We start from the raw sequence: 17598 nt of genomic DNA, 5'->3' as shown, positions 1-17598 counted from the left end.
AAGAGACGAATGGCGGCTGACGTTCTGGTGGTCGACGACGAGGCGGACATCCGCGAGCTGGTTGCGGGCATCCTCTCGGACGAGGGCTACGCCGTGCGGACGGCGACGGATTCGGAATCGGCGCTGGCCGCCATCCGCGCGCGCAAGCCCGCGCTGCTGATCCTTGACATCTGGATGACCGGCGGCGGGATGGACGGCCTGGAGCTGCTCGACCTCGTCAAGCAGCTCGATCCGGACCTGCCTGTGATCATCATCTCCGGCCACGGCAACATCGAGACTGCGGTGAGCGCCATCAAGCGCGGCGCCTACGAGTACCTGGAGAAGCCGTTCAAGTCGGACCGGCTGGTGCTGTGCGTCGAGCGTGCGCTGGAAGCCACGAACCTGCGCCGCGAGAACCGCCGGCTGCGCGTCCAGGCGATCACGCCCGAAGGCCTGATCGGCCGTTCCGTCGCCGCCCAGCAGCTGCGCCAGATGATCGCCAAGCTTGCGGGCGCCAACAGTCGGGTGCTGATCTCCGGGCCCCCAGGTTCCGGCAAGGAGACGGTCGCCCGCCTGATCCACGGCGCATCGCCGCGCGCCCGCAACGAGTTCGTCGTGCTCTCCGCTGCCGGCATGACGCCCGAGCGCATGGACGTCGAGCTGTTCGGGGAGGAGGGCGAAGCCGGCCGCACGGCGAAGATCGGCGTCTTCGAGCGCGCCCACGGCGGCACACTCTACCTCGACAAGGTCGCCGACATGCCGCGCGACACCCAGAGCCGGATCCTGCGTGTGCTGGTCGAGCAGCGCTTCCGCCGCGTCGGCGGCGACAGCGACGTGCAGGTGGACGTGCGCGTGATCTCGTCCACCTCCAAGGACCTGCGCGAGGAGATCGCCGCCGGCCGGTTCCGCGAGGACCTGTTCCACCGCCTCAACGTGGTGCCGGTGAACGTGCCGGGCCTCTCTGAGCGGCGCGAGGACATCCCGGAGCTGGTGGACTACTTCATCGACCGGATCTGCGGCGCCACCGGCATGCCGCGGCGCAAGCTCGCCGACGATGCGCTGGCGACCCTGCAGGTGCGCGCCTGGCCGGGGAACCTGCGCCAGCTGCGCAACAACGTGGAGCGGATGCTGATCCTGGCCTCGGGCGTTCCGTCCGAGCCGATCACGGCCGACATGCTGCCGGCCGAGGCCACGGTGAACGACCAGGCCTCCAGCCTGGGCGCCGAGCGGATCATCGCCCTGCCGCTGCGCGAGGCGCGCGAGGTCTTCGAACGTGAGTACCTGAACGCCCAAATGCTGCGGTTCTCCGGCAACATCTCGCGCACCGCCGCCTTCATCGGCATGGAGCGCTCGGCCCTGCACCGGAAGCTGAAGTCGCTCGGCCTTTCCGGAGGTCGCCAGCTCGAGGAAGAGGTCGGCTGATGGGCCGCGTCGCCTACGTCAACGGCCGCTTCGTGCCGCATGCCGACGCGGTCGTCCACATCGAGGACCGCGGCTACCAGCTGGCCGACGCCGTCTACGAGGTCTGGGCCCTGTTCGACGGCAAGCTGGCCGACGCGGAGGGCCACTTCGCCCGGCTGGAGCGCAGCCTCTCGGAGCTCTCGATCCCCATGCCGATGAGCCGGGCGGCCCTGACGCTCGTCCTGAGGGAGGCCGTACGCCGCAACCGCGTCCGCGACGGCCTGCTCTACCTGCAGGTCAGCCGCGGCGTGGCGCCCCGCGACCACGCCTTCCCGGCCGTCCTGGTCCGTCCAGCGGTGATCATGACGGTGAAGGCCGTCGATCGCGCGAAGGACGAGGCCCGCGCCGCCATGGGCGTCGGCGTCGTCACCACGCCGGAGAACCGCTGGGGCCGCTGCGACATCAAGACGGTGGGCCTGCTCCCCAATGCGCTGGCCAAGCAGAAGGCCCGCGAGGCGGGCGCCGCCGAGGCCTGGTTCGTCGACGAGCTCGGATTCGTCACTGAGGGGGCCTCCTCCAACGCCTGGATCGTCGACGGCGAAGGCCGCCTGCGCACCCGCGACACCAACGCCAACATCCTGCGCGGCGTCACCCGCCACACCCTGCTGGACGTAATCTCGAACGAGGGCCTGCAGGTGGACGAGCGGCCATTCACGCCCGCCGACGCGCTCGCCGCCAAGGAGGCCTTCATCACCGGAGCCGGCACCCTGGTGCTGCCCGTGGTGAGCGTGGATGGCAAGAAGGTGGGCGACGGCGCCCCGGGACCGGTGGCGACGCGGCTGCGGCGTCTCTATATCGAGCGGGCCAGGGCGACCGCGATCTGACGGCGCGGTGCGTGATTGCGCCCGTCGCAATTCCCGTTCTAGCGTGACTTTGCGTGTGTGGGCGGCGCGTGGCCGGCCGATTCAAAAAAAGGCGGAAAGCCGATGAGCGACAAGAAACAGAACCTGCAGGACACCTTCCTCAACAGCGTGCGCAAGTCGAAGACGCCGCTGACCATCTTCCTGGTGAACGGCGTGAAGTTGCAGGGGGTGGTGAGCTGGTTCGACAACTTCTGCGTTCTGCTCCGCAGGGACGGGCAATCCCAGCTCGTCTACAAGCACGCCATCTCCACCATCATGCCGGCCCAGCCCGTGCAGTTGTACGAGCCGGCTGAAGACGAGGCCGATTGAACTCGAAATCCATAGACCGTGAGGCGCCCGTACAGGGCGCGGTCGTGATCCACCCCGACCGGGAAGGCCGTGGCTCTTCGCGGGCCCCTGAAGCACGCCTCGAGGAAGCCATCGGCCTGGCCGAGGCGCTTGACCTGGACGTGCGCGAGAGCCTGGTCGCGTCTTTGCGCAAGCTCACGCCCGCGACCCTGTTCGGCAAGGGCAAGGTCGAGGAGATCGCCGCCACCGTGCGCGCGGTGGAGGCCGACGTCGTCATCGTCGACGACGCGCTCACGCCCGTGCAGCAGCGCAACCTCGAGAAGGCCTGGGACGCCAAGGTCATCGACCGCACGGGCCTGATCCTGGAGATCTTCGCCCGCCGCGCGCGCACCCGCGAAGGGCGCCTGCAGGTGGAGCTGGCGAGGCTCACCTACGAGCGCTCGCGCCTGGTCCGCACCTGGACCCACCTGGAGCGCCAGCGCGGCGGCTTCGGGGTGATGGGCGGTCCCGGCGAAACCCAGATCGAGACCGACCGGCGGCTGATCTCCGAGAAGATCACCAAGCTCAAGAAGGAGCTGGTGGAGGTGCGCCGCACGCGCACCCTTCAGCGGTCCGGGCGCAAGCGCGTGCCGTACCCGACCGTCGCGCTGGTGGGCTACACCAACGCCGGCAAGTCGACGCTGTTCAACCGGCTGACCCACGCCGAGGTGGTGGCTGAGGACATGCTCTTCGCGACCCTGGACCCGACGCTGCGCGCCCTGAAGCTGCCCGACGGCCGCCCGGCCATCCTGTCCGACACGATGGGCTTCATCTCCGACCTGCCGCACGAGCTGGTGGAGGCCTTCCGCGCTACCCTCGAGGAGGTGCAAGAGGCGGACGTGGTGCTCCACGTGCGCGACATCGCCAGTGAGGAGAGCCAAGCCCAGGCGGCCGACGTGCGCACTGTGCTGGAGCGGCTGGGCGTCGACATGGACGAGCGTCGGATCCTGGAGGTCTGGAACAAGGTCGACCTACTTCCCCAAGAGGACCGCGGAGATCTTGCCGGCGACGCCCGGCGGGCCCATCCGCCCGCCATCCCCGTGTCTGCGGTCACGGGTGAGGGGGCCGACGAGCTGCTCCGCGCGGTCTCGGCCCTGGTGGACGAGGCGCCGCCGGTGGACGTCTATGCCCCGGCAGGCGAGGGGGCCGCGATCGCCTGGCTCTACCGCCACGGCCGGGTCGTGGAGCGCAACGATGGCAAGGACGGCAGCGTCCGCCTGGCGGTAAGCCTCTCGCCTCAGGCGCTCGGCCAGTTCGAGCAGCTGTTCCCGCAGGCGGAAGTGCGCGCCCACTGATGCTTCGCCTTGCGGCCGTAGCCGCCGCCGTCCTCTGCCTGGGCGCAGCTCCTGCTGACCGGATCCTGGACGACGTGCGCGTCCTCTCCGCCGACGACATGCAGGGCCGCGAGATCGGGTCGCCGGGCTCCGCGAAGGCGCGCGCCTACCTCCTGCAGCGGTTCAACGAGATCGGCCTGAAGCCGGTTGGCGCGACCTTTGAGCAACCCTTTGCCGGCGTCATTCGCGGCCAGCCCAGGGACGGCGTGAACCTGGTCGGCCGCATCGAGGGACGCTCGCCGTCAGGTCCCATCCTGCTCGTCTCCGCCCACTACGACCACCTGGGCGTCCAAAACGGCGAGGTCTTCAACGGCGCGGACGACAATGCCTCGGGCGTGGCCGCCGTGCTCGCCATCGCCGAGGCCTTCCGGGAAGACCCGCCGCGTCACACCGTGATCATCGCTCTGTGGGACGGGGAGGAGGGCGGCCTCGCCGGGTCGCGGGCTTTCGTGAAGGCCTATCCGGCGCGGGTGGCCCGCACGGCGCTCATCATGAACCTCGACATGGTCGGCCGGGGGGACAAGGACGAGCTCTATGTGGCCGGCGCCAGCCACTATCCGTTCCTAAAGCCGCGGCTGGAGGCGCTGGCCACGCGGGCGCGGGTGAAGCTCAAGCTGGGGCACGACGGGCCGCCCTGGACCGGTCACGAGGACTGGACGCACCAGTCCGACCACGCCGCCTTTCACGCCGCCAAGGTCCCCTTCGCCTACTTCGGGGTCGAGGACCATCCAGACTACCACAAGCCCACGGACCACTTCGAAAAGATCCCCGCGGCCTTCTATCGCCGCTCGGTCGCTACCCTGGTCGAGGCCGCGCGGATGTTCGACCGCGAACTCGGCGCGATCGCCAAGGAGTCCGGCCGCAGCTTCTAGGCCTTGTCGGCGGCGCGGATCTCGTCCCAGAGGGCGTCCATCTCCGCGAGGTCCGACTCCGCCGGCGTCTTGCCGCGCTCCGCCAGCCGCTGCTCGATGTAGCGGAAGCGGCGGACGAACTTGGCGTTGGTCGCTCGCAGCGCATCCTCCGGATCGACGTCCAGAGTGCGGGCCAGGTTGGCCACCACGAACAAGACGTCGCCGATCTCGTGGCGGGCCTTCTCAAGGTCACCGGCGGCGACTTCGGCCTCCATCTCGGCGACCTCCTCGTGCAGCTTCTTCAGCACGTCCTCGACCGTCGGCCAGACGAAGCCCACGCCAGCGGCGCGCTTGGAGAGCTTCACGGCGCGGGTGAGGGCGGGCAGCCCCACCGGCACGTCGTCGAGCAGGCTCTCCTGGCGACCCTTGGCGGCGCGCTCCTCCGCCTTCAGCTCTTCCCAGCCGGCCTTCTGGTGCTCGAGGCTCTCGTAGGTCTCTTCGCCGAACACGTGCGGGTGCCGGCGCACCATCTTGTCGTTGATCGCGCGCGCCACATCCTCGAAGGCGAAGGCGCCCTGTTCCTCGGCCATGCGCGCGTGGAACACCACCTGCAGCAGCAGGTCGCCGAGCTCCTCCTTCAGGTCCGAGAGGTCGCCCCGTTCGATGGCGTCGGCCACCTCGTAGGCCTCCTCGACCGTGTAGGGGGCGATGGTGGCGAAGGTCTGCTCGATGTCCCAGGGACAGCCGCTCTCGCGATCGCGCAGCCGGGCCATGATGGCCAGCAGCCGCTCCATGGGCGGCAGGTCGCCCGAAGGCGGGGAGGAGGTCATCGGCTGTCCATAAACGCGAACCGGCGCACGGTCGATCAGGACCATGCGCCGGCGTGCGGCTCAGGTTGTGGAGCGAGCCTTAGCGGCTGGCGAGGGTCTCGCCGCGGGCGAGCCGCGCGGCGAAGCGGTCGAACGTCCACTGGGCGTCGTGCCAGGTGGTGGTCGCCCAGGAATTGCGGATGTCGGTCTCGTACCAGCGGTAGCTCAGCGGGGTGACCGAGCCGTCCGCGCGGATCGCATGGCCCTCGATGGTCGCACCGCCGACGCCGAAGCTCTCGAAGGACAGGCCCATCTTGGACATCTGCTGCATGGTCGGCCGGTTGGGCTTGGCGTCGGTCAGCACCAGCTCGACGCGGGCGCCGTCATAGGCGCCGGTCTTGGCGAGCTCGCGCTCGACCTCCTTGCGCAGGTCGGCGGCGAGGCGTTCGACGTCACGGACGCCGAATTCCTTCTGCGCCTTGGCGGTCAGTTCGGGGCCGACGGTGACGGAGACGGTGGCGGGGGCGGCGAGGGCGGCGGAGCCGCTGGCGAGCAGGGCGGCCGCGGCGAAGGCGAGGGTGCGCATGTGGGTCATTCCCGGAACGGCGTTGTCTGTGTTCAGTAAGAACTAAATGTAGGGCGCGGGAGGCGACGCGCAAGCGCAACCGTGCGCCCGGCAAGATGAACGGCCGCTGTACGGCCGGAATCGTGTAGGAAGCTTCGCCATGGCCTCCATGCTCCCACCGTCAGGACCCGCGCACCCGCGGGCGACGAGGGGCCGTTGACGCGGCCGCGCTGGCTGGTGGCCTCGGGGCTCGGCCTGGCGCAGCTGATCGCCTTCGGGAGCACGCTCTATCTGCTGACGGTGCTGGGCCAGCCGATCCACGTCGACACCGGCTGGCCGTTCACCTGGGTCGTCGCCGGCATGTCGGTGGGCTCGCTGGCCGGCGCGGCCATCGCGCCGCGTGTCGGCCGCTGGATCCGCGCCGAGGGGGGCAAGCCGGCGCTCACTGCTTCGTCGCTGCTGTTCGCCGCCGGCCTGGGCACGCTGGCGCTCTCGCCGAACCTGCCGGTCTATTTCGCGGGCTGGGTGCTGATCGGCCTGGCCATGCCGACCGGCTACTACGACGCGGCCTTCGGGGCCCTGGGGCGGCTCTATGGGCTCGACGCGCGCCGGGCCATCACCATGGTGACGCTGTGGGGCGGTTTCGCCAGCACCACCTTTTGGCCACTCTCCGGCTTCCTGCTCACCCAGGTGGGCTGGCGCGGGACCTGCGGGATCTATGCGCTCATACATCTGGCCATCGCGCTGCCGATCTACCGCTTCCTCCTGCCCGACGCGGAAAAGGTTAAGGGGGCAGGGAGCGCCGGCGCAGGCGAGGGGACGCACGCCGCGCTCTCCAGGACCGCCAGGGCCGCGGCGGTCACCCTCGGCCTCGTGCTCATGGCCGAGACCATGGCGGCGACCATTGTCTCGGTGCACCTGGTCACCATCCTGCGCGAGCGCGGCCTGAGCCTCGCGGCTGCGGTCGCCGTCGGCGTGTTCATCGGACCGGCCCAGGTCAGCGCGCGGTTCGGCGAGTCGATCTTCGGCGCGCGCTACCATCCGAGCCTCACGATGATCATCGCCATCGGCGCGATTGCGCTGGGCGTCGGCCTGCTGCCATGGCTGCCCACGGGCGCGATGATCCCGGCGCTCATGTGCTACGGCGCGGGCATCGGATTGGTGTCGGTGGCGCGCGGCGCGCTGCCGCTGTTCCTGTTCGGGCCGCTGGAAGCGCCGGTGATCTCGGGCCGCATCGGCCGGCCGGTGGCCATCACCCAGGCGCTCGCGCCGTCCATCGGCGCCTTCCTGATCTCCAGCCTCGGCGGAACGGCCACGCTTTGGGCGCTAACCGCCATCTGCCTGCTGAGCCTCGGAGCGGCGGTGGTCCTGCGCCGGCTGTCGCAGCAGATGGCCGCCGAACCCTGAGCGGGTTAACCTGGGCAGATGCAACGGCGAAGCTTGCTCATCGGGCTCGTGGCTGCGGGCGTGGCCGGCCCTGCGGCGGGACAGGACCGCGCCGGCAAGGTCCAGGCCGAGCTGCGCGCGCTGATGGATGACCTCAACGCGGCCATCGCGCGGCGGGACCGCAAGGCGCTCGAGGAGATCTACGCGCCCGAGTTCGTCTGGGTGCATGCGCCGGGCTACGTAGAGGACCGGGCGACGCAGCTGCGCAACCTGACCAGGCGGGACCGTGCGCCGGCGCCCTTGCCACCGTTAAGTTTTGAGCCGCCCGCGAGCCTCGTGGTGAGCGGCGACACCGCGATCCTGCGCACAGTGTTGCAACGGGACGGACGACCGGGGGCCTGGGGCTCGACGGTCTACGTCCGCCGGGGCGGAAGGTGGCGAATCCTGCAGATGCAGTCCACGCCTTTGCCGCCGCCGCGCGCCACCGCGGCCTTGAACCAGGTCCAGCTCGGCCGCTTCGCCGGCGCCTACGCGCAGGAAAACGGCGTCACGACCGAGCTGCGGATCGAGGCCGGCGCGCTGCACATGAAGGCGCCGCGATTTCCCGCGCGCCCGCTGACGCCGACAGGCGCGTCCACCTTCGTGGACCCGCTCGGCAACGAGATCGCGTTCGAGGTCGACGCCGCCGGCCACGTCACAGGCTATCGGATGAGGTTTCGCGACGGCCGCACGACCCAGGGGAGACGCACTTCTCCGCCCTGAGGGGGCGCAGACAATCTGCGCCTAAGGAAGATTATCGGAAATATAGAGCATCCCGGATTTCAGGTGGGCAGCCCGAGCGTTCCCTCGGCGATCTTCCTCAGGGTCTCGACGAAGAACAGCGGCTCCATGGCCGTGACGCGGGCCTCCAGCGTCTCCGGCGTGTCGCCGGCCTCCACCGGCACGCTGCGCTGGGCCACGATCGGGCCGCGGTCGTATTCCTCGTCCACCAGATGGATCGCCGCGCCGCTCTCGGCGACGCCGGCGGCGATCACCGCCTCGTGCACGCGCCGGCCGTACATGCCGTGGCCGCCGAAGGCCGGCAGCGGCCCTGGATGGATGTTCAGGATCCTGCCCCCGTAGCGCGCCAGCGTCGCCGGTCCGAGCTTCCTCAGATAGCCCGACAGCACGATCAGCTCGACGCCATGCTCGGCCATCTCGGCGGCCAGGCTTTCGTCCGCGCCCTCGGGATCGGCATGGGTCGGAATGCACAGCGTGGGCACGCCGGCCTCGCGCGCCCAGTCCAGCGCCGGCGCCGTGCGATTGTTGCTGACCAGCAGCCGCGTCTCGGCCGGGATTTGGCCCGCCTTGATGGCGTTGACGATGGCCCGAGCGCTGGTGCCGTTGCCGGACGCGAGGAAACCCAGCTTAAGGCGCGAAAGACTCACGCGAATTCGCCTTCCAGATGATGTTCGAACCGCAGGCCGTCGTAGGCCACGTCCACGCCCGGCGGCAGCTCCTTCGACAGCGTCTCGTAGTCGAGGTCGATGTGCAGGTTCGTCAGGATGGCCCGCCGTGGCTTCACCCGCGCGATCCACTCCAGCGTCCGTTCCACGTGCGCATGCGTCGGATGCGGCCGGTAGCGCAGCGCATCCACGATCCAGACGTCGAGCCCCTCCAGCGCCGCGAACGCCGCCTCGTCCAGGTTAACCACGTCGGAGGAATAGGCCACGCCGCCGAACCGGTAGCCCACGGAGCGGACCTCGCCGTGGTCCTGGTCGAAGGTCCTGACCGGGATCGGCCCGGACGGTCCCTCGATATCCCAGGTTGTCCCGTGCGGCGGGATCGCACGCCGGTCGCAGATCGCCGGATAGCCGCCCTCGCCTTCGAAGATGTAGCCGAACCGACGCATCATGGTGGCGTCCGTGGCCGCGTCCATGAAGCACGGGATCCGCGCCCGCTGGCGCAGGAAGAAGGCCCGCACGTCGTCGAGCCCGTGCACCTGGTCGGCGTGGTCGTGGCTGAGCAGCACCGCGTCCAGCCGCTTGGCCCCGGCCTCGGCAGTCTGCACGCGCAGGTCCGGCGAGGTGTCGACAATGACCGTCGTCTCCTGCTCCGCCCCCTCCCCGCGCCGCCGCACCAGCAGGGAGCAGCGGGAGCGCCGGTTCTTCGGGTTCGAAGGATCGCAGGCGCCCCACTCCCCGTCCGCCCGCGGCACCCCGCCGGACGAGCCGCAGCCCAGGATGGTGATTTCCAGCACCCCGCTCACGGCCGCGGGATCCGGTCGAACAGCGCGAAGAAGGCGTCCTCGGTCCGCCGCTCCGCCTCCTTCAGCTCCCAGCCGCGGACCTCCGCCAGCTTGGCCAGCACGTGAGGCAGCATGGCCGGCTCGTTGCGCCGCCCGCGGTAGGGCACGGGCGCGAGGTACGGACAGTCGGTCTCCACGATGATGCGGTCTTCGGGCATCTCGCGGATCACCGCGCGCACGTCCTCCGCGGCCTTGAAGGTGGCGATGCCCGAGACCGAGAACCACGCCCCCAGGGCCGCGCACCGCCGCGCGAGTTCCGCGCCCGAGGTGTAGCAGTGCATCAGCAGGCGGAACGGTCCGCGGGCGTGCTCCTCTTCGAGGATGTCACCCATCACGGCGTCGGCCTCGCGGGTGTGCACCACCAGCGGCAGGCCGGTCTCCCGCGCGGCGGCGATGTGCGCCCGGAACACCTTGGCCTGCACCTCGCGCGGGCTCAGGTCGTAGTGGAAGTCGAGGCCGCACTCGCCGATGCCCACCACGCGGGTGTCGGCCGCCAGCTCGATCAGCCGCTCCGGCGCCAGGTCCGGGTCTTCCTTGGCCTCGTGCGGATGGGTGCCGACGGTGCACCAGATGTCCGGGTGCTGCGCCACGTGGCGCACCTTGTCGTAGTTCGACAGCTTGTCCGAGATGTTCACCATCAGGCGCACGCCGGCGGCCAGCGCGCGGCTGATCACCGCCTCGCGGTCGTCGTCGAACTGGGGGGCGTGCAGGTTGACGTGGCTGTCGATCAGCATCCGGAGCGCGGAGGTCCCTAGGCGCGGGCCGCCTGGCGCAGCTCGCCCAACGCCGTGAAAAGCGCATCGGTGCGATCGAGGTTCAGGGCCTCTACCTCCCGCGGCAGGCGCTGCAGCGTCTCCCACGCCTGCGCCCAGCGATCAAGCGGCCCCGCCCCCTGGGCCATCCGGGTCAGGGTCATCTCGTGCACCCGTTGCGCCAGGCGATCGAACAGCAGGTTGAGCTGCGCCTGCCCCTCCCCGCCGCGGAACCGGTCGGCCAGCGAGAGCGCCATGGCCTCGTCCACGCGCGGCAGGTCGGCCAGGAGGTGGCGCGCCGCGTCGTCGATGGCCAGCGCATTGGCCTCGCCCAGCGCCAGCGCCTTGCCCGGCGCGCCATGGGCCATCTTGGCGAGCCGCAGCGCGTCCTCCTCGTTGGTCCCGGCGCGGGCCTCCACGAAGGCAGCGGCGGCCTCCAGCTCCAGCGGCGCGAACGCCAGTCGCCGGCAGCGCGAGCGGATGGTGGCGATCAGCCGGCCCGGCGCGTGGCTGACCATCAGCAGCACGCCCCTCGGGGGCGGCTCCTCCAGCGTCTTCAGGAGCGCGTTGGCGGCGGCGTTGTTGAGGTCGTCGGCGGCGTCGACGATGGCCACCCGGTGCGGCGCGCTGGCCGGCGACTTGGAGAAGAACTCGGCGAGCTTGCGCACGTCGTCGACAGGGATGACCTTGCGCGGCTTGCCATCCTCCCCGACCCGCTCCAGCACCATCAGGTCGGGGTGCGAGCGGGCCATCACCTGGCGGCTCACCGGATGCGCTGGATCGGCGCCCAGGACCCCGAATTCCGTGTCCGCCGGCGCCCCCAGCAGGCGCCGGGCCGCGCGGTAGGCGAAGGTCGCCTTCCCCACCCCCTCCGGCCCGGTCAGCAGCCAGGCGTGGTGCAGCCGCCCCCGCGCGCGGGCGGCTTCGAACGCCGCTTCGGAGGCCTCGTGCCCCTCCAGCTCGAACACCTCGCGCGGGTGCGGGACGTCAGCCATGGACCGCGAGCCTGGCCTCGACGGCCGCCCACACCGCCTGCTCCACCGCCTCCAGCGAGCCCGTGGCGTCGATCACCGCGCACCGCTCTGGCTCCGCACGCGCGATGGCCAGGAAGCCGTCCCGCAGCCGCTCGTGGAACGCCGAGCCCTTGCTCTCGAAGCGCATTTCCGTCCCGGCCCGCGCATGCGCCCGCTCCAGTCCGACTTCGACCGGCAGGTCGAACACCAGCGTGAGGTCCGGCCGGGTGTCTTCCAGGATGTGGCTCTCCAGCGCCGAGATCAGCCCGGGATCGGTGCCGCCCGCCGCGCCCTGGTAGGCCCGCGTGGAGTCGGCGAACCGGTCGCAGACCACCCAGGCGCCGCGCGCCAGCGCCGGGCGGATCACCCGCTCGATGTGGTCGCGCCGCGCGGCGTACATCAGCAGCGTCTCGGTCACCGGGCTCCAGCGGTCGGCGGCGCCCTTCAGCACCAGTTCGCGGATGCTCTCCGCGCCCGGCGATCCCCCCGGCTCGCGGGTGGCCACCACCTCCTGCCCCTGGTCCTGCAGGCGGGCGGCGAGCCGCTTGAGCTGGGTGGATTTCCCCGCCCCCTCGCCCCCTTCGAATGTGATGAACCGGCCGCGCGTCATGCGGCCAACTTGTCCGGTTCGCGCCGGATGTCTAGTCGATCCACACCTGGATGGTGGCGGTCTCGATGTGGGCGTCCGCGCCGACATAGCGCACGCGCACCTTGGCCACGCCCTGCTTCTCGAAGCCGAGCTTGCGGGCGGCCTCTTGGCTCAGGTCAATGATGCGGCCGTCCACGAACGGCCCGCGGTCGTTGACCCGCACCTTCAGGCGCTTGCCGTTCTCCAGGTTGGTGACCTCGACGATCGACGGCAGTGGCAGGGTCTTGTGCGCGCCCGAGACGGCGTTCATGTCGAACCGCTCGCCGTTGGCGGTGGGCTTGCCCTGGTGCTGTCGGCCGTACCAGGAGGCCAGGCCGACCTCGCTGTACTTGGGGTCGGGCTTGGGCGTGTAGCGGCGGCCGTTCACCTCGTAAGGCTTGCCGATCTTCTGGCCCGGCGCGGCCTTCGCCTGCTTGCCGCCGCGCTTGGCCTTGCCCGGCTTCTCGGCGCGGGCCGGCGGCTCGTGGTCGTAGGCGTAGCGCGGCTCCACGGTCGCGCAGGCGGCCAGCGACGCCGCGCCGGCGGCGACCGCGGCCAGGCGCACGAGGCGCGAAATCAAAGACTTATCCATCGGCGACGCCCCCAGCGGCGGCTCCGCCCCCCGCAGGCGTCTTAAGCCTTGCCGCAGAACCTTGCTCTGCGGTTAACCGCCGCGCGACGGTGGAGGCCCCTCGCCTGCCCTGCTATGAGCCGCGGTGTCCGGATGGGTGGCCGAGTGGTTTAAGGCAGCGGTCTTGAAAACCGCCGTGGGTTCACGCCCACCGTGGGTTCGAATCCCACCCCATCCGCCACCCGCGCGGGGCCGACGCTAGGATGATCCTGTTCGCCGCGCTCTATCTGGTGGTCATCAACGTCGGCACGTACGCGGCCTTTGCGGATGACAAGCGCCGCGCGGTGCGTGGCGACCGCCGGGCGCCCGAGCGGACGCTTCTCGAGCTCGCAGTGATGGGGGGGGCGGTGGGCGCGATCGCGGCCCAGCAGCTGCTGCGTCATAAGACCAGCAAGGAGCCGTTCAGGACCCGGCTCCTGATCATCGCCGTCGTCCAGGCGCTGGCGCTCGGCGCGCTGGCCTGGTGGGCCGTCGGCAGGCCTCAGGCCTGGCCGTAGAAGACCAGGCCGCTGAGGTCGTCGTCGGTGGTCGGGCGGGCGCGGCGGACGCTCGGCGGCGCATGGCGCCAGACCAGCTTGCGCTTCCTGACGACTTCGAATTCGCGTCGCTGCGGACGGGGGGATTTCATGGCGTAGCTCCGGTTCGCCGCCCTGAACAGGCGGCGGCCGGTATGGTTCCGCTAGCTATCGATCTTCGTCGCGACCTTCGGCGGCTTCCCCGTCCAGCGCTTGAAGGCCCGCGAGAACGCGCTGGGGTCGGAGAACCCCACCAGGTAGGCCGTCTCGTTCACCGAGACCTTTTTGCCCGAGAGGTAGTGCAAGGCGAGCGTGCGCCGCAGCTCGTCGAGTACGCCCACGAAGGTCACGCCCTCCGCGCGCAGCTTGCGGAACAGGGTCTGGCGGCTCATGCCGAGCTCGCTGGCGATGGCGTCCATGTTGACCTCGCCCTTGTGCAGGACGGGCATCAGCAGCTTCTCCACCTTGCCGCGGGTGCTGCGGGCGCTCTCCAGCTCCCTCAGCAGGGCCTCGGCGCGCTCGCTCAGCACCCCGAAGACGTAGCGATTCATCGTGGCCGGGATCCGCAGGTTCGCGGCGGCCTCGTGCACCTCCATGGCGTTGCGGTCGCTGTTGAAGGTGACCGGCGACTGGAAGATCCGCTCGTATTCGGCCGCGTGCGGCGGTTCCGGGTGGGTGACGTGCACCGCCTTGACGAAGGTGAAGCCCGTCGCCCGCCTTGCGCCGCAGACCAGCTGGGCAAAGGCCGACTCGGTCAGCTCCGGGAAATCGTTGGGGTTGGCGCGGGTGTCGGTGAGCCAGACCCCCTTGCGGTCCCGCACCAGCTGGAAGCGCTCGGTCGCGCCCACGGCCTCGGCCTCGACGATCAACCGGACATAGCGGTTCAGCTGGGCCAGCGCCTCGTCCATCGTCTCGGCCGCCTGGCTGATCAGGCCCGCGATCGAGACGTCGGCGATGTCGACCCCCTCCCCGTAGTGGAGGCCCAGGGCGCTGTCGCCCGACAGCGCTTTACCGGCGCGCATGATCGCCTTGTAGGTGGAGAACGGGACGCGCGCGTCCGGGTCTTCCAGCGCGCGCGGATCGACCCCGCTCGCCTCGGCCAGCGCCGCCCTCGGCGCACCCTTGGCCACCGCCAGCTCGAAGAGACCCCTGGCGAACCCTGCGCCTACCGTCGGTTCGGACATCTCAGCCCCGGATCGAATTTCCACTTGCCATGTCGTTAGTGTTATACATAACTACAACACCAGTGCAACGCCGGAGTCCGGCCCCTTGCGGCCCGGAGCCATCATGGACCCAGAGTGGAATGACAGTCAGCCGATCTACCGCCAGCTCCGCGACCGGGTGGTGGCGATGATCCTCGATGGCCACCTCAAGGAGGGCGATCCCCTGCCGTCGGTGCGCAGCGTCGCGACCGACTCGCGCATCAACCCGCTGACCGTGCTGAGGGCCTACCAGCAGCTCGTCGACGAGGGCCTGGTGGAGAAGCGTCGCGGCATCGGCATGTATATCAACTCCGGGGCGCCGGAGCTGCTGCGGCTCGCCGAGCGGCACAAGTTCCTCACCGAGCAGTGGCCCGAGATCCACGCCACGATCCGCCGCCTCGGCCTGTCTATCGAGGACCTGCTGGCCGCAGGTCCGCAGGCGGCGGAGGCCTGATCCATGAACGTGATCGAAGCCCGCAACCTGAGGAAGGCCTACGGCAAGACCGTCGCCCTGGGCGGCGTCGACCTCACCGTCGGCCAGGGCCGGATCGTCGGCCTGATCGGCCCGAACGGCGCCGGCAAGAGCACCACCTTCAACGCCATCCTCGGCCTCACCCCCTGCGAGGGGCAGCTGCGCGTCCTGGGACGGGATCCGTGGAGCGAACGCGACCGGCTGATGCAGGACGTCTGCTTCATCGCCGACGTGGCGGTGATCCCCCGCTGGCTGCGCGTGCGCCAGGCGCTCGACTACGTGGAAGGTGTGCATCCGAAGTTCGACCGCGCCAAGGCCGAGGCCTTCCTGGAGCGCACCGACATCAAGCGCACCAGCCGCGTGCGCGAGCTCTCCAAGGGCATGGTGACCCAGCTTCACCTGGCGCTGATCATGGCCATCGACGCCAGGCTCCTGGTGCTCGACGAGCCGACGCTCGGCCTCGACATCCTCTACCGCAAGGCCTTCTACGACAGTCTGATCAACGACTACTTCGACGGTGACCGCACCATCGTGGTCTCCACCCACCAGGTGGAGGAGATCCAGCACATCCTCACCGACGTGGTCTTCATCCACCACGGCCGGGTGGTGCTCGAGGCCGCCATGGAGGACCTGGAGCGGCGCTTCGTGGAGGTGGCGGTCAGACCCGACGAGCTGGCCAAGGCCCGCGCCCTGAAGCCGCTGCACGAGCGTCAGGTGTTCGACCGCAGCTACCTGATCTTCGAGGACCAGGACCGCGACCGCATGGCCCTGATGGGCGAGGCCCGCACCCCCAGCCTGGCCGACCTGTTCGTCGCGCTGATGGGACCCAATCCGATGGCCGCCGGGAGGGCCGCATGACCGTGGACGCCGTCGCAGCCCCTACCCCTGCCCCGAACCGCAAGGTCCGCCCGTTCCTGGCCTCGGTCCGCCGTGAGCTGTGGGAGAACCCGGCGGTCTATGTCGCCCCGGCCATCGTCGCCGGGGTGGTGCTGCTCGCCTTCTTCTATGAGTCCCGCAACCTGCCCGCCCACGTGCTGCGGGCCGCTTCGGATCCCAAGGCGGCCCTCAGCCTGAACATGCCCTTCGCGGCCGCCGCGGCGGCCACCTTCCTGATCAGCGGCATCGTGGCGGTGTTCTACTGCCTGGGCGCCCTGCACGGAGAGCGGCGCGATCGCAGCCTGCTGTTCTGGAAGTCCCTGCCGGTCTCGGACCTGACGACGGTCCTGTCGAAGGCGGCCATCCCCATGCTCGTGCAGCCTGCGGTCATCATCGCCGTGACCCTGGCCACCCACCTGATCATGCTGGCCTGGAGCTTCGCGGTGCTGATCGCCAACGGGGTCGATCCGTCCCTGTTCTGGAAGCATCTGCAGCTGTCGATGTTCTGGGTGATGATCCCCTACGGCCTGCTGGTCAGCATGCTCTGGGACCTGCCCCTCTACGGCTGGCTGCTGATGGTCTCGGCCTGGGCCAAGCGAATGACCTTCGTGTGGGCGGTGGCGCCCTGGCTGGTCCTGGCGATGTTCGAGTTCCTGGCGTTCCAGACGCGCCACGTCCTGGGGCTGCTGGAGTCGCGGGTGTTCGGCGGCTTCAACCAGGCCTTCACGGTCGGCGGCCGGGGCAAGGCGGCGATCAGCCGGCTCTCGGAGGTCGATCCCATGCAGGTGCTCGCGAACCCCGACCTCTGGGCGGGCCTGGTCGTGGGCGTCGCCTTCCTGGGCGTCTGCGTCTGGCTGCGCCGGCGGCAGGACCCGGTCTGAGCCGCGGATTGTCGCGCAAGGTCAAACGTTTGACCTCCGCGGTCATGGTCCCCGGCGGCAGGCCGCGGGACAATTGGGAATGTCGGAGGTTCTCATGATCGACACGGTTCCCGCGCCCCTGCTCATTGCCCACGTCGCCGCCGGCGGGGTGGCCATCCTCGCCGGTTTCGGCGCCCTCACCGCGCGCAAGGGCGGCGGCCTCCACCGCACGGCGGGCCATGTCTTCTTCGGAGCCATGCTGCTGATGGCCGCCAGCGCCGCGGTCATGTCGCTCCTGGGTCCGCAGAAGATGGCGCTGGGCTCGCTCTTCGTCATGTACCTGGTCGCCACCGGCTGGCAGGCCGCGCGGACGCCGCCGGGTCAGGTGGGGCTGGCCGAGCGGGCCGGTTTCGTGGCGGCCGCCGCCTTCGTCCTGGCCATCGGCGTGCTCACACTGCTGGGCGCGGCGACAACGGGCGACGGGGTGGGAGGCGGCGTGTTCCTGACGGCGATCGGCGGCCTGTGCGCCTACGACGACCTGTCCGTGATCCGCCGCGGCGGGCTGGTAGGGTCATCGCGCCTGGCCCGCCACATCTGGCGCATGTCGGCGGCCTGCTTCGTCGCCACCGGATCCTTCTTCCTCGGCCAGCAGGAGGTGATGCCGGAGGAGGTGCGCGGCTCGCCGATGCTCTTCGTGCTCGCCTTCGCGCCGCTCGCCGTGATGGCCTACTGGCTGCTGAAGACCCGCGCGCGCCGCCGGCGCAGCCCGTCGGTCGCCGCCGCCTGA

Annotated in this window: 22 protein-coding genes and 1 tRNA gene; 13 read left to right on the top strand and 10 right to left on the bottom strand. The window is 70.3% G+C overall.

Features of this window, described 5'->3' with window-relative positions:
* Window positions 1–9: 9 nt before the first annotated feature.
* The 5 genes from VIL76_RS03190 (at window position 10) to VIL76_RS03170 (ending at window position 4836) form a co-directional block, all read left to right on the top strand.
* A complete protein-coding gene (locus VIL76_RS03190; protein ID WP_332043544.1) occupies window positions 10–1401 on the top strand; it encodes a sigma-54 dependent transcriptional regulator in 1392 nt (463 codons plus the stop codon).
* A complete protein-coding gene (locus VIL76_RS03185) occupies window positions 1401–2264 on the top strand; it encodes a D-amino-acid transaminase (protein ID WP_332043543.1) in 864 nt (287 codons plus the stop codon). The genes VIL76_RS03190 and VIL76_RS03185 overlap by 1 nt, the downstream gene beginning before the upstream one ends.
* A 102-nt stretch (window positions 2265–2366) precedes the next feature.
* Window positions 2367–2612: an RNA chaperone Hfq gene (gene hfq, locus VIL76_RS03180; protein WP_332043542.1), complete on the top strand. Its 246-nt coding sequence runs from the start codon at window positions 2367–2369 to the stop codon at window positions 2610–2612.
* 44 nt (window positions 2613–2656) lie between these two features.
* Window positions 2657–3925: a GTPase HflX gene (gene hflX, locus VIL76_RS03175; RefSeq protein ID WP_332043541.1), complete on the top strand. Its 1269-nt coding sequence runs from the start codon at window positions 2657–2659 to the stop codon at window positions 3923–3925.
* Entirely contained in the window at window positions 3925–4836 is a 912-nt protein-coding gene (locus tag VIL76_RS03170; RefSeq protein WP_332043540.1) for a M20/M25/M40 family metallo-hydrolase, read from the top strand. The genes hflX and VIL76_RS03170 overlap by 1 nt, the downstream gene beginning before the upstream one ends.
* On the opposite strand, the gene mazG is transcribed toward VIL76_RS03170, so the two are convergent.
* Complete coding sequence (gene mazG, locus VIL76_RS03165) at window positions 4833–5645, bottom strand: nucleoside triphosphate pyrophosphohydrolase (protein ID WP_332043539.1); 813 nt, start codon at window positions 5643–5645, stop codon at window positions 4833–4835. The two genes, VIL76_RS03170 and mazG, sit on opposite strands and share 4 nt — an antisense overlap.
* 79 nt (window positions 5646–5724) lie before the next feature.
* Entirely contained in the window at window positions 5725–6210 is a 486-nt protein-coding gene (locus VIL76_RS03160; RefSeq protein ID WP_332043538.1) for a hypothetical protein, read from the bottom strand.
* A 195-nt stretch (window positions 6211–6405) separates the two neighbouring features.
* Here VIL76_RS03160 and VIL76_RS03155 point away from each other — a divergent pair, with 195 nt between their 5' ends.
* Window positions 6406–7596 (top strand): MFS transporter, encoded by a 1191-nt coding sequence (locus tag VIL76_RS03155; RefSeq protein ID WP_332043537.1) that lies wholly within the window; start codon window positions 6406–6408, stop codon window positions 7594–7596.
* Between the two features lie 33 nt (window positions 7597–7629).
* Window positions 7630–8337, top strand: a complete 708-nt coding sequence (locus VIL76_RS03150) for a nuclear transport factor 2 family protein (protein WP_332043536.1) — start codon at window positions 7630–7632, stop codon at window positions 8335–8337.
* Window positions 8338–8396: 59 nt separating this feature from the next.
* On the opposite strand, the gene purN is transcribed toward VIL76_RS03150, so the two are convergent.
* From purN to VIL76_RS03120, 6 genes are read right to left on the bottom strand one after another with little or no spacing between them, the layout of a single operon-like run.
* On the bottom strand, window positions 8397–9002 hold the full coding sequence (gene purN / locus VIL76_RS03145) for a phosphoribosylglycinamide formyltransferase (RefSeq protein WP_332043535.1): 606 nt from the start codon (window positions 9000–9002) through the stop codon (window positions 8397–8399).
* Window positions 8999–9823, bottom strand: a complete 825-nt coding sequence (locus VIL76_RS03140; RefSeq protein WP_332043534.1) for an MBL fold metallo-hydrolase — start codon at window positions 9821–9823, stop codon at window positions 8999–9001. The genes purN and VIL76_RS03140 overlap by 4 nt, the downstream gene beginning before the upstream one ends.
* A complete protein-coding gene (locus tag VIL76_RS03135; RefSeq protein ID WP_332043533.1) occupies window positions 9820–10596 on the bottom strand; it encodes a TatD family hydrolase in 777 nt (258 codons plus the stop codon). The genes VIL76_RS03140 and VIL76_RS03135 overlap by 4 nt, the downstream gene beginning before the upstream one ends.
* A gap of 17 nt (window positions 10597–10613) precedes the next feature.
* Window positions 10614–11609: a DNA polymerase III subunit delta' gene (locus VIL76_RS03130; protein WP_332043532.1), complete on the bottom strand. Its 996-nt coding sequence runs from the start codon at window positions 11607–11609 to the stop codon at window positions 10614–10616.
* Window positions 11602–12237, bottom strand: a complete 636-nt coding sequence (gene tmk / locus VIL76_RS03125) for a dTMP kinase (RefSeq protein WP_332043531.1) — start codon at window positions 12235–12237, stop codon at window positions 11602–11604. Before tmk ends, VIL76_RS03130 begins: the two co-directional genes overlap by 8 nt.
* Window positions 12238–12268: 31 nt before the next feature.
* Entirely contained in the window at window positions 12269–12847 is a 579-nt protein-coding gene (locus VIL76_RS03120) for a septal ring lytic transglycosylase RlpA family protein (protein ID WP_332043530.1), read from the bottom strand.
* Window positions 12848–12977: 130 nt separating this feature from the next.
* Here VIL76_RS03120 and VIL76_RS03115 point away from each other — a divergent pair.
* Together VIL76_RS03115 and VIL76_RS03110 are read left to right on the top strand one after the other, a co-directional pair.
* Window positions 12978–13067, top strand: a tRNA-Ser gene (locus VIL76_RS03115).
* A 22-nt stretch (window positions 13068–13089) separates the two neighbouring features.
* A complete protein-coding gene (locus VIL76_RS03110) occupies window positions 13090–13383 on the top strand; it encodes a DUF1294 domain-containing protein (RefSeq protein WP_332043529.1) in 294 nt (97 codons plus the stop codon).
* Here VIL76_RS03110 and VIL76_RS03105 read toward each other — a convergent pair.
* Both VIL76_RS03105 and VIL76_RS03100 read right to left on the bottom strand, forming a co-directional pair.
* Window positions 13368–13514: a hypothetical protein gene (locus tag VIL76_RS03105; protein WP_332043528.1), complete on the bottom strand. Its 147-nt coding sequence runs from the start codon at window positions 13512–13514 to the stop codon at window positions 13368–13370. The genes VIL76_RS03110 and VIL76_RS03105 overlap by 16 nt on opposite strands.
* 51 nt (window positions 13515–13565) lie before the next feature.
* On the bottom strand, window positions 13566–14585 hold the full coding sequence (locus VIL76_RS03100) for an AraC family transcriptional regulator (RefSeq protein ID WP_332043527.1): 1020 nt from the start codon (window positions 14583–14585) through the stop codon (window positions 13566–13568).
* Window positions 14586–14688: 103 nt separating this feature from the next.
* Between VIL76_RS03100 and VIL76_RS03095 the strand changes: the two genes are divergently transcribed.
* The 4 genes from VIL76_RS03095 to VIL76_RS03080 all read left to right on the top strand — a co-directional run bounded on the left by VIL76_RS03095 (window position 14689) and on the right by VIL76_RS03080 (window position 17598).
* Entirely contained in the window at window positions 14689–15057 is a 369-nt protein-coding gene (locus VIL76_RS03095) for a GntR family transcriptional regulator (RefSeq protein ID WP_332043526.1), read from the top strand.
* A 3-nt stretch (window positions 15058–15060) separates the two neighbouring features.
* On the top strand, window positions 15061–15933 hold the full coding sequence (locus tag VIL76_RS03090) for an ABC transporter ATP-binding protein (RefSeq protein ID WP_332043525.1): 873 nt from the start codon (window positions 15061–15063) through the stop codon (window positions 15931–15933).
* A complete protein-coding gene (locus VIL76_RS03085) occupies window positions 15930–16832 on the top strand; it encodes a hypothetical protein (RefSeq protein WP_332043524.1) in 903 nt (300 codons plus the stop codon). The genes VIL76_RS03090 and VIL76_RS03085 overlap by 4 nt, the downstream gene beginning before the upstream one ends.
* A 94-nt stretch (window positions 16833–16926) precedes the next feature.
* On the top strand, window positions 16927–17598 hold the full coding sequence (locus VIL76_RS03080) for a hypothetical protein (RefSeq protein ID WP_332043523.1): 672 nt from the start codon (window positions 16927–16929) through the stop codon (window positions 17596–17598).

It is taken from the genome of Phenylobacterium sp. (genome assembly GCF_036563285.1).
GTDB lineage: Bacteria > Pseudomonadota > Alphaproteobacteria > Caulobacterales > Caulobacteraceae > Phenylobacterium.
The sequence above is the reverse complement of the archived record's forward strand: the minus strand, read 5'-3'. Positions and strand labels throughout refer to the sequence as shown.

What these genes read in the sequence shown, in the direction of transcription:
- VIL76_RS03135 (WP_332043533.1), bottom strand. Translation starts at nt 10,596, where the DNA reads ATGCTGATCGACAGCCACGTCAACCTGCACGCCCCCCAGTTCGACGAC.
- VIL76_RS03090 (WP_332043525.1), top strand. Translation starts at nt 15,061, where the DNA reads ATGAACGTGATCGAAGCCCGCAACCTGAGGAAGGCCTACGGCAAGACC.
- mazG (WP_332043539.1), bottom strand. Translation starts at nt 5,645, where the DNA reads ATGACCTCCTCCCCGCCTTCGGGCGACCTGCCGCCCATGGAGCGGCTG.
- VIL76_RS03110 (WP_332043529.1), top strand. Translation starts at nt 13,090, where the DNA reads ATGATCCTGTTCGCCGCGCTCTATCTGGTGGTCATCAACGTCGGCACG.
- VIL76_RS03080 (WP_332043523.1), top strand. Translation starts at nt 16,927, where the DNA reads ATGATCGACACGGTTCCCGCGCCCCTGCTCATTGCCCACGTCGCCGCC.
- VIL76_RS03160 (WP_332043538.1), bottom strand. Translation starts at nt 6,210, where the DNA reads ATGCGCACCCTCGCCTTCGCCGCGGCCGCCCTGCTCGCCAGCGGCTCC.
- VIL76_RS03100 (WP_332043527.1), bottom strand. Translation starts at nt 14,585, where the DNA reads ATGTCCGAACCGACGGTAGGCGCAGGGTTCGCCAGGGGTCTCTTCGAG.
- VIL76_RS03190 (WP_332043544.1), top strand. Translation starts at nt 10, where the DNA reads ATGGCGGCTGACGTTCTGGTGGTCGACGACGAGGCGGACATCCGCGAG.
- VIL76_RS03130 (WP_332043532.1), bottom strand. Translation starts at nt 11,609, where the DNA reads ATGGCTGACGTCCCGCACCCGCGCGAGGTGTTCGAGCTGGAGGGGCAC.
- VIL76_RS03095 (WP_332043526.1), top strand. Translation starts at nt 14,689, where the DNA reads ATGGACCCAGAGTGGAATGACAGTCAGCCGATCTACCGCCAGCTCCGC.
- VIL76_RS03085 (WP_332043524.1), top strand. Translation starts at nt 15,930, where the DNA reads ATGACCGTGGACGCCGTCGCAGCCCCTACCCCTGCCCCGAACCGCAAG.
- tmk (WP_332043531.1), bottom strand. Translation starts at nt 12,237, where the DNA reads ATGACGCGCGGCCGGTTCATCACATTCGAAGGGGGCGAGGGGGCGGGG.
- VIL76_RS03185 (WP_332043543.1), top strand. Translation starts at nt 1,401, where the DNA reads ATGGGCCGCGTCGCCTACGTCAACGGCCGCTTCGTGCCGCATGCCGAC.
- VIL76_RS03120 (WP_332043530.1), bottom strand. Translation starts at nt 12,847, where the DNA reads ATGGATAAGTCTTTGATTTCGCGCCTCGTGCGCCTGGCCGCGGTCGCC.
- VIL76_RS03105 (WP_332043528.1), bottom strand. Translation starts at nt 13,514, where the DNA reads ATGAAATCCCCCCGTCCGCAGCGACGCGAATTCGAAGTCGTCAGGAAG.
- hfq (WP_332043542.1), top strand. Translation starts at nt 2,367, where the DNA reads ATGAGCGACAAGAAACAGAACCTGCAGGACACCTTCCTCAACAGCGTG.
- VIL76_RS03170 (WP_332043540.1), top strand. Translation starts at nt 3,925, where the DNA reads ATGCTTCGCCTTGCGGCCGTAGCCGCCGCCGTCCTCTGCCTGGGCGCA.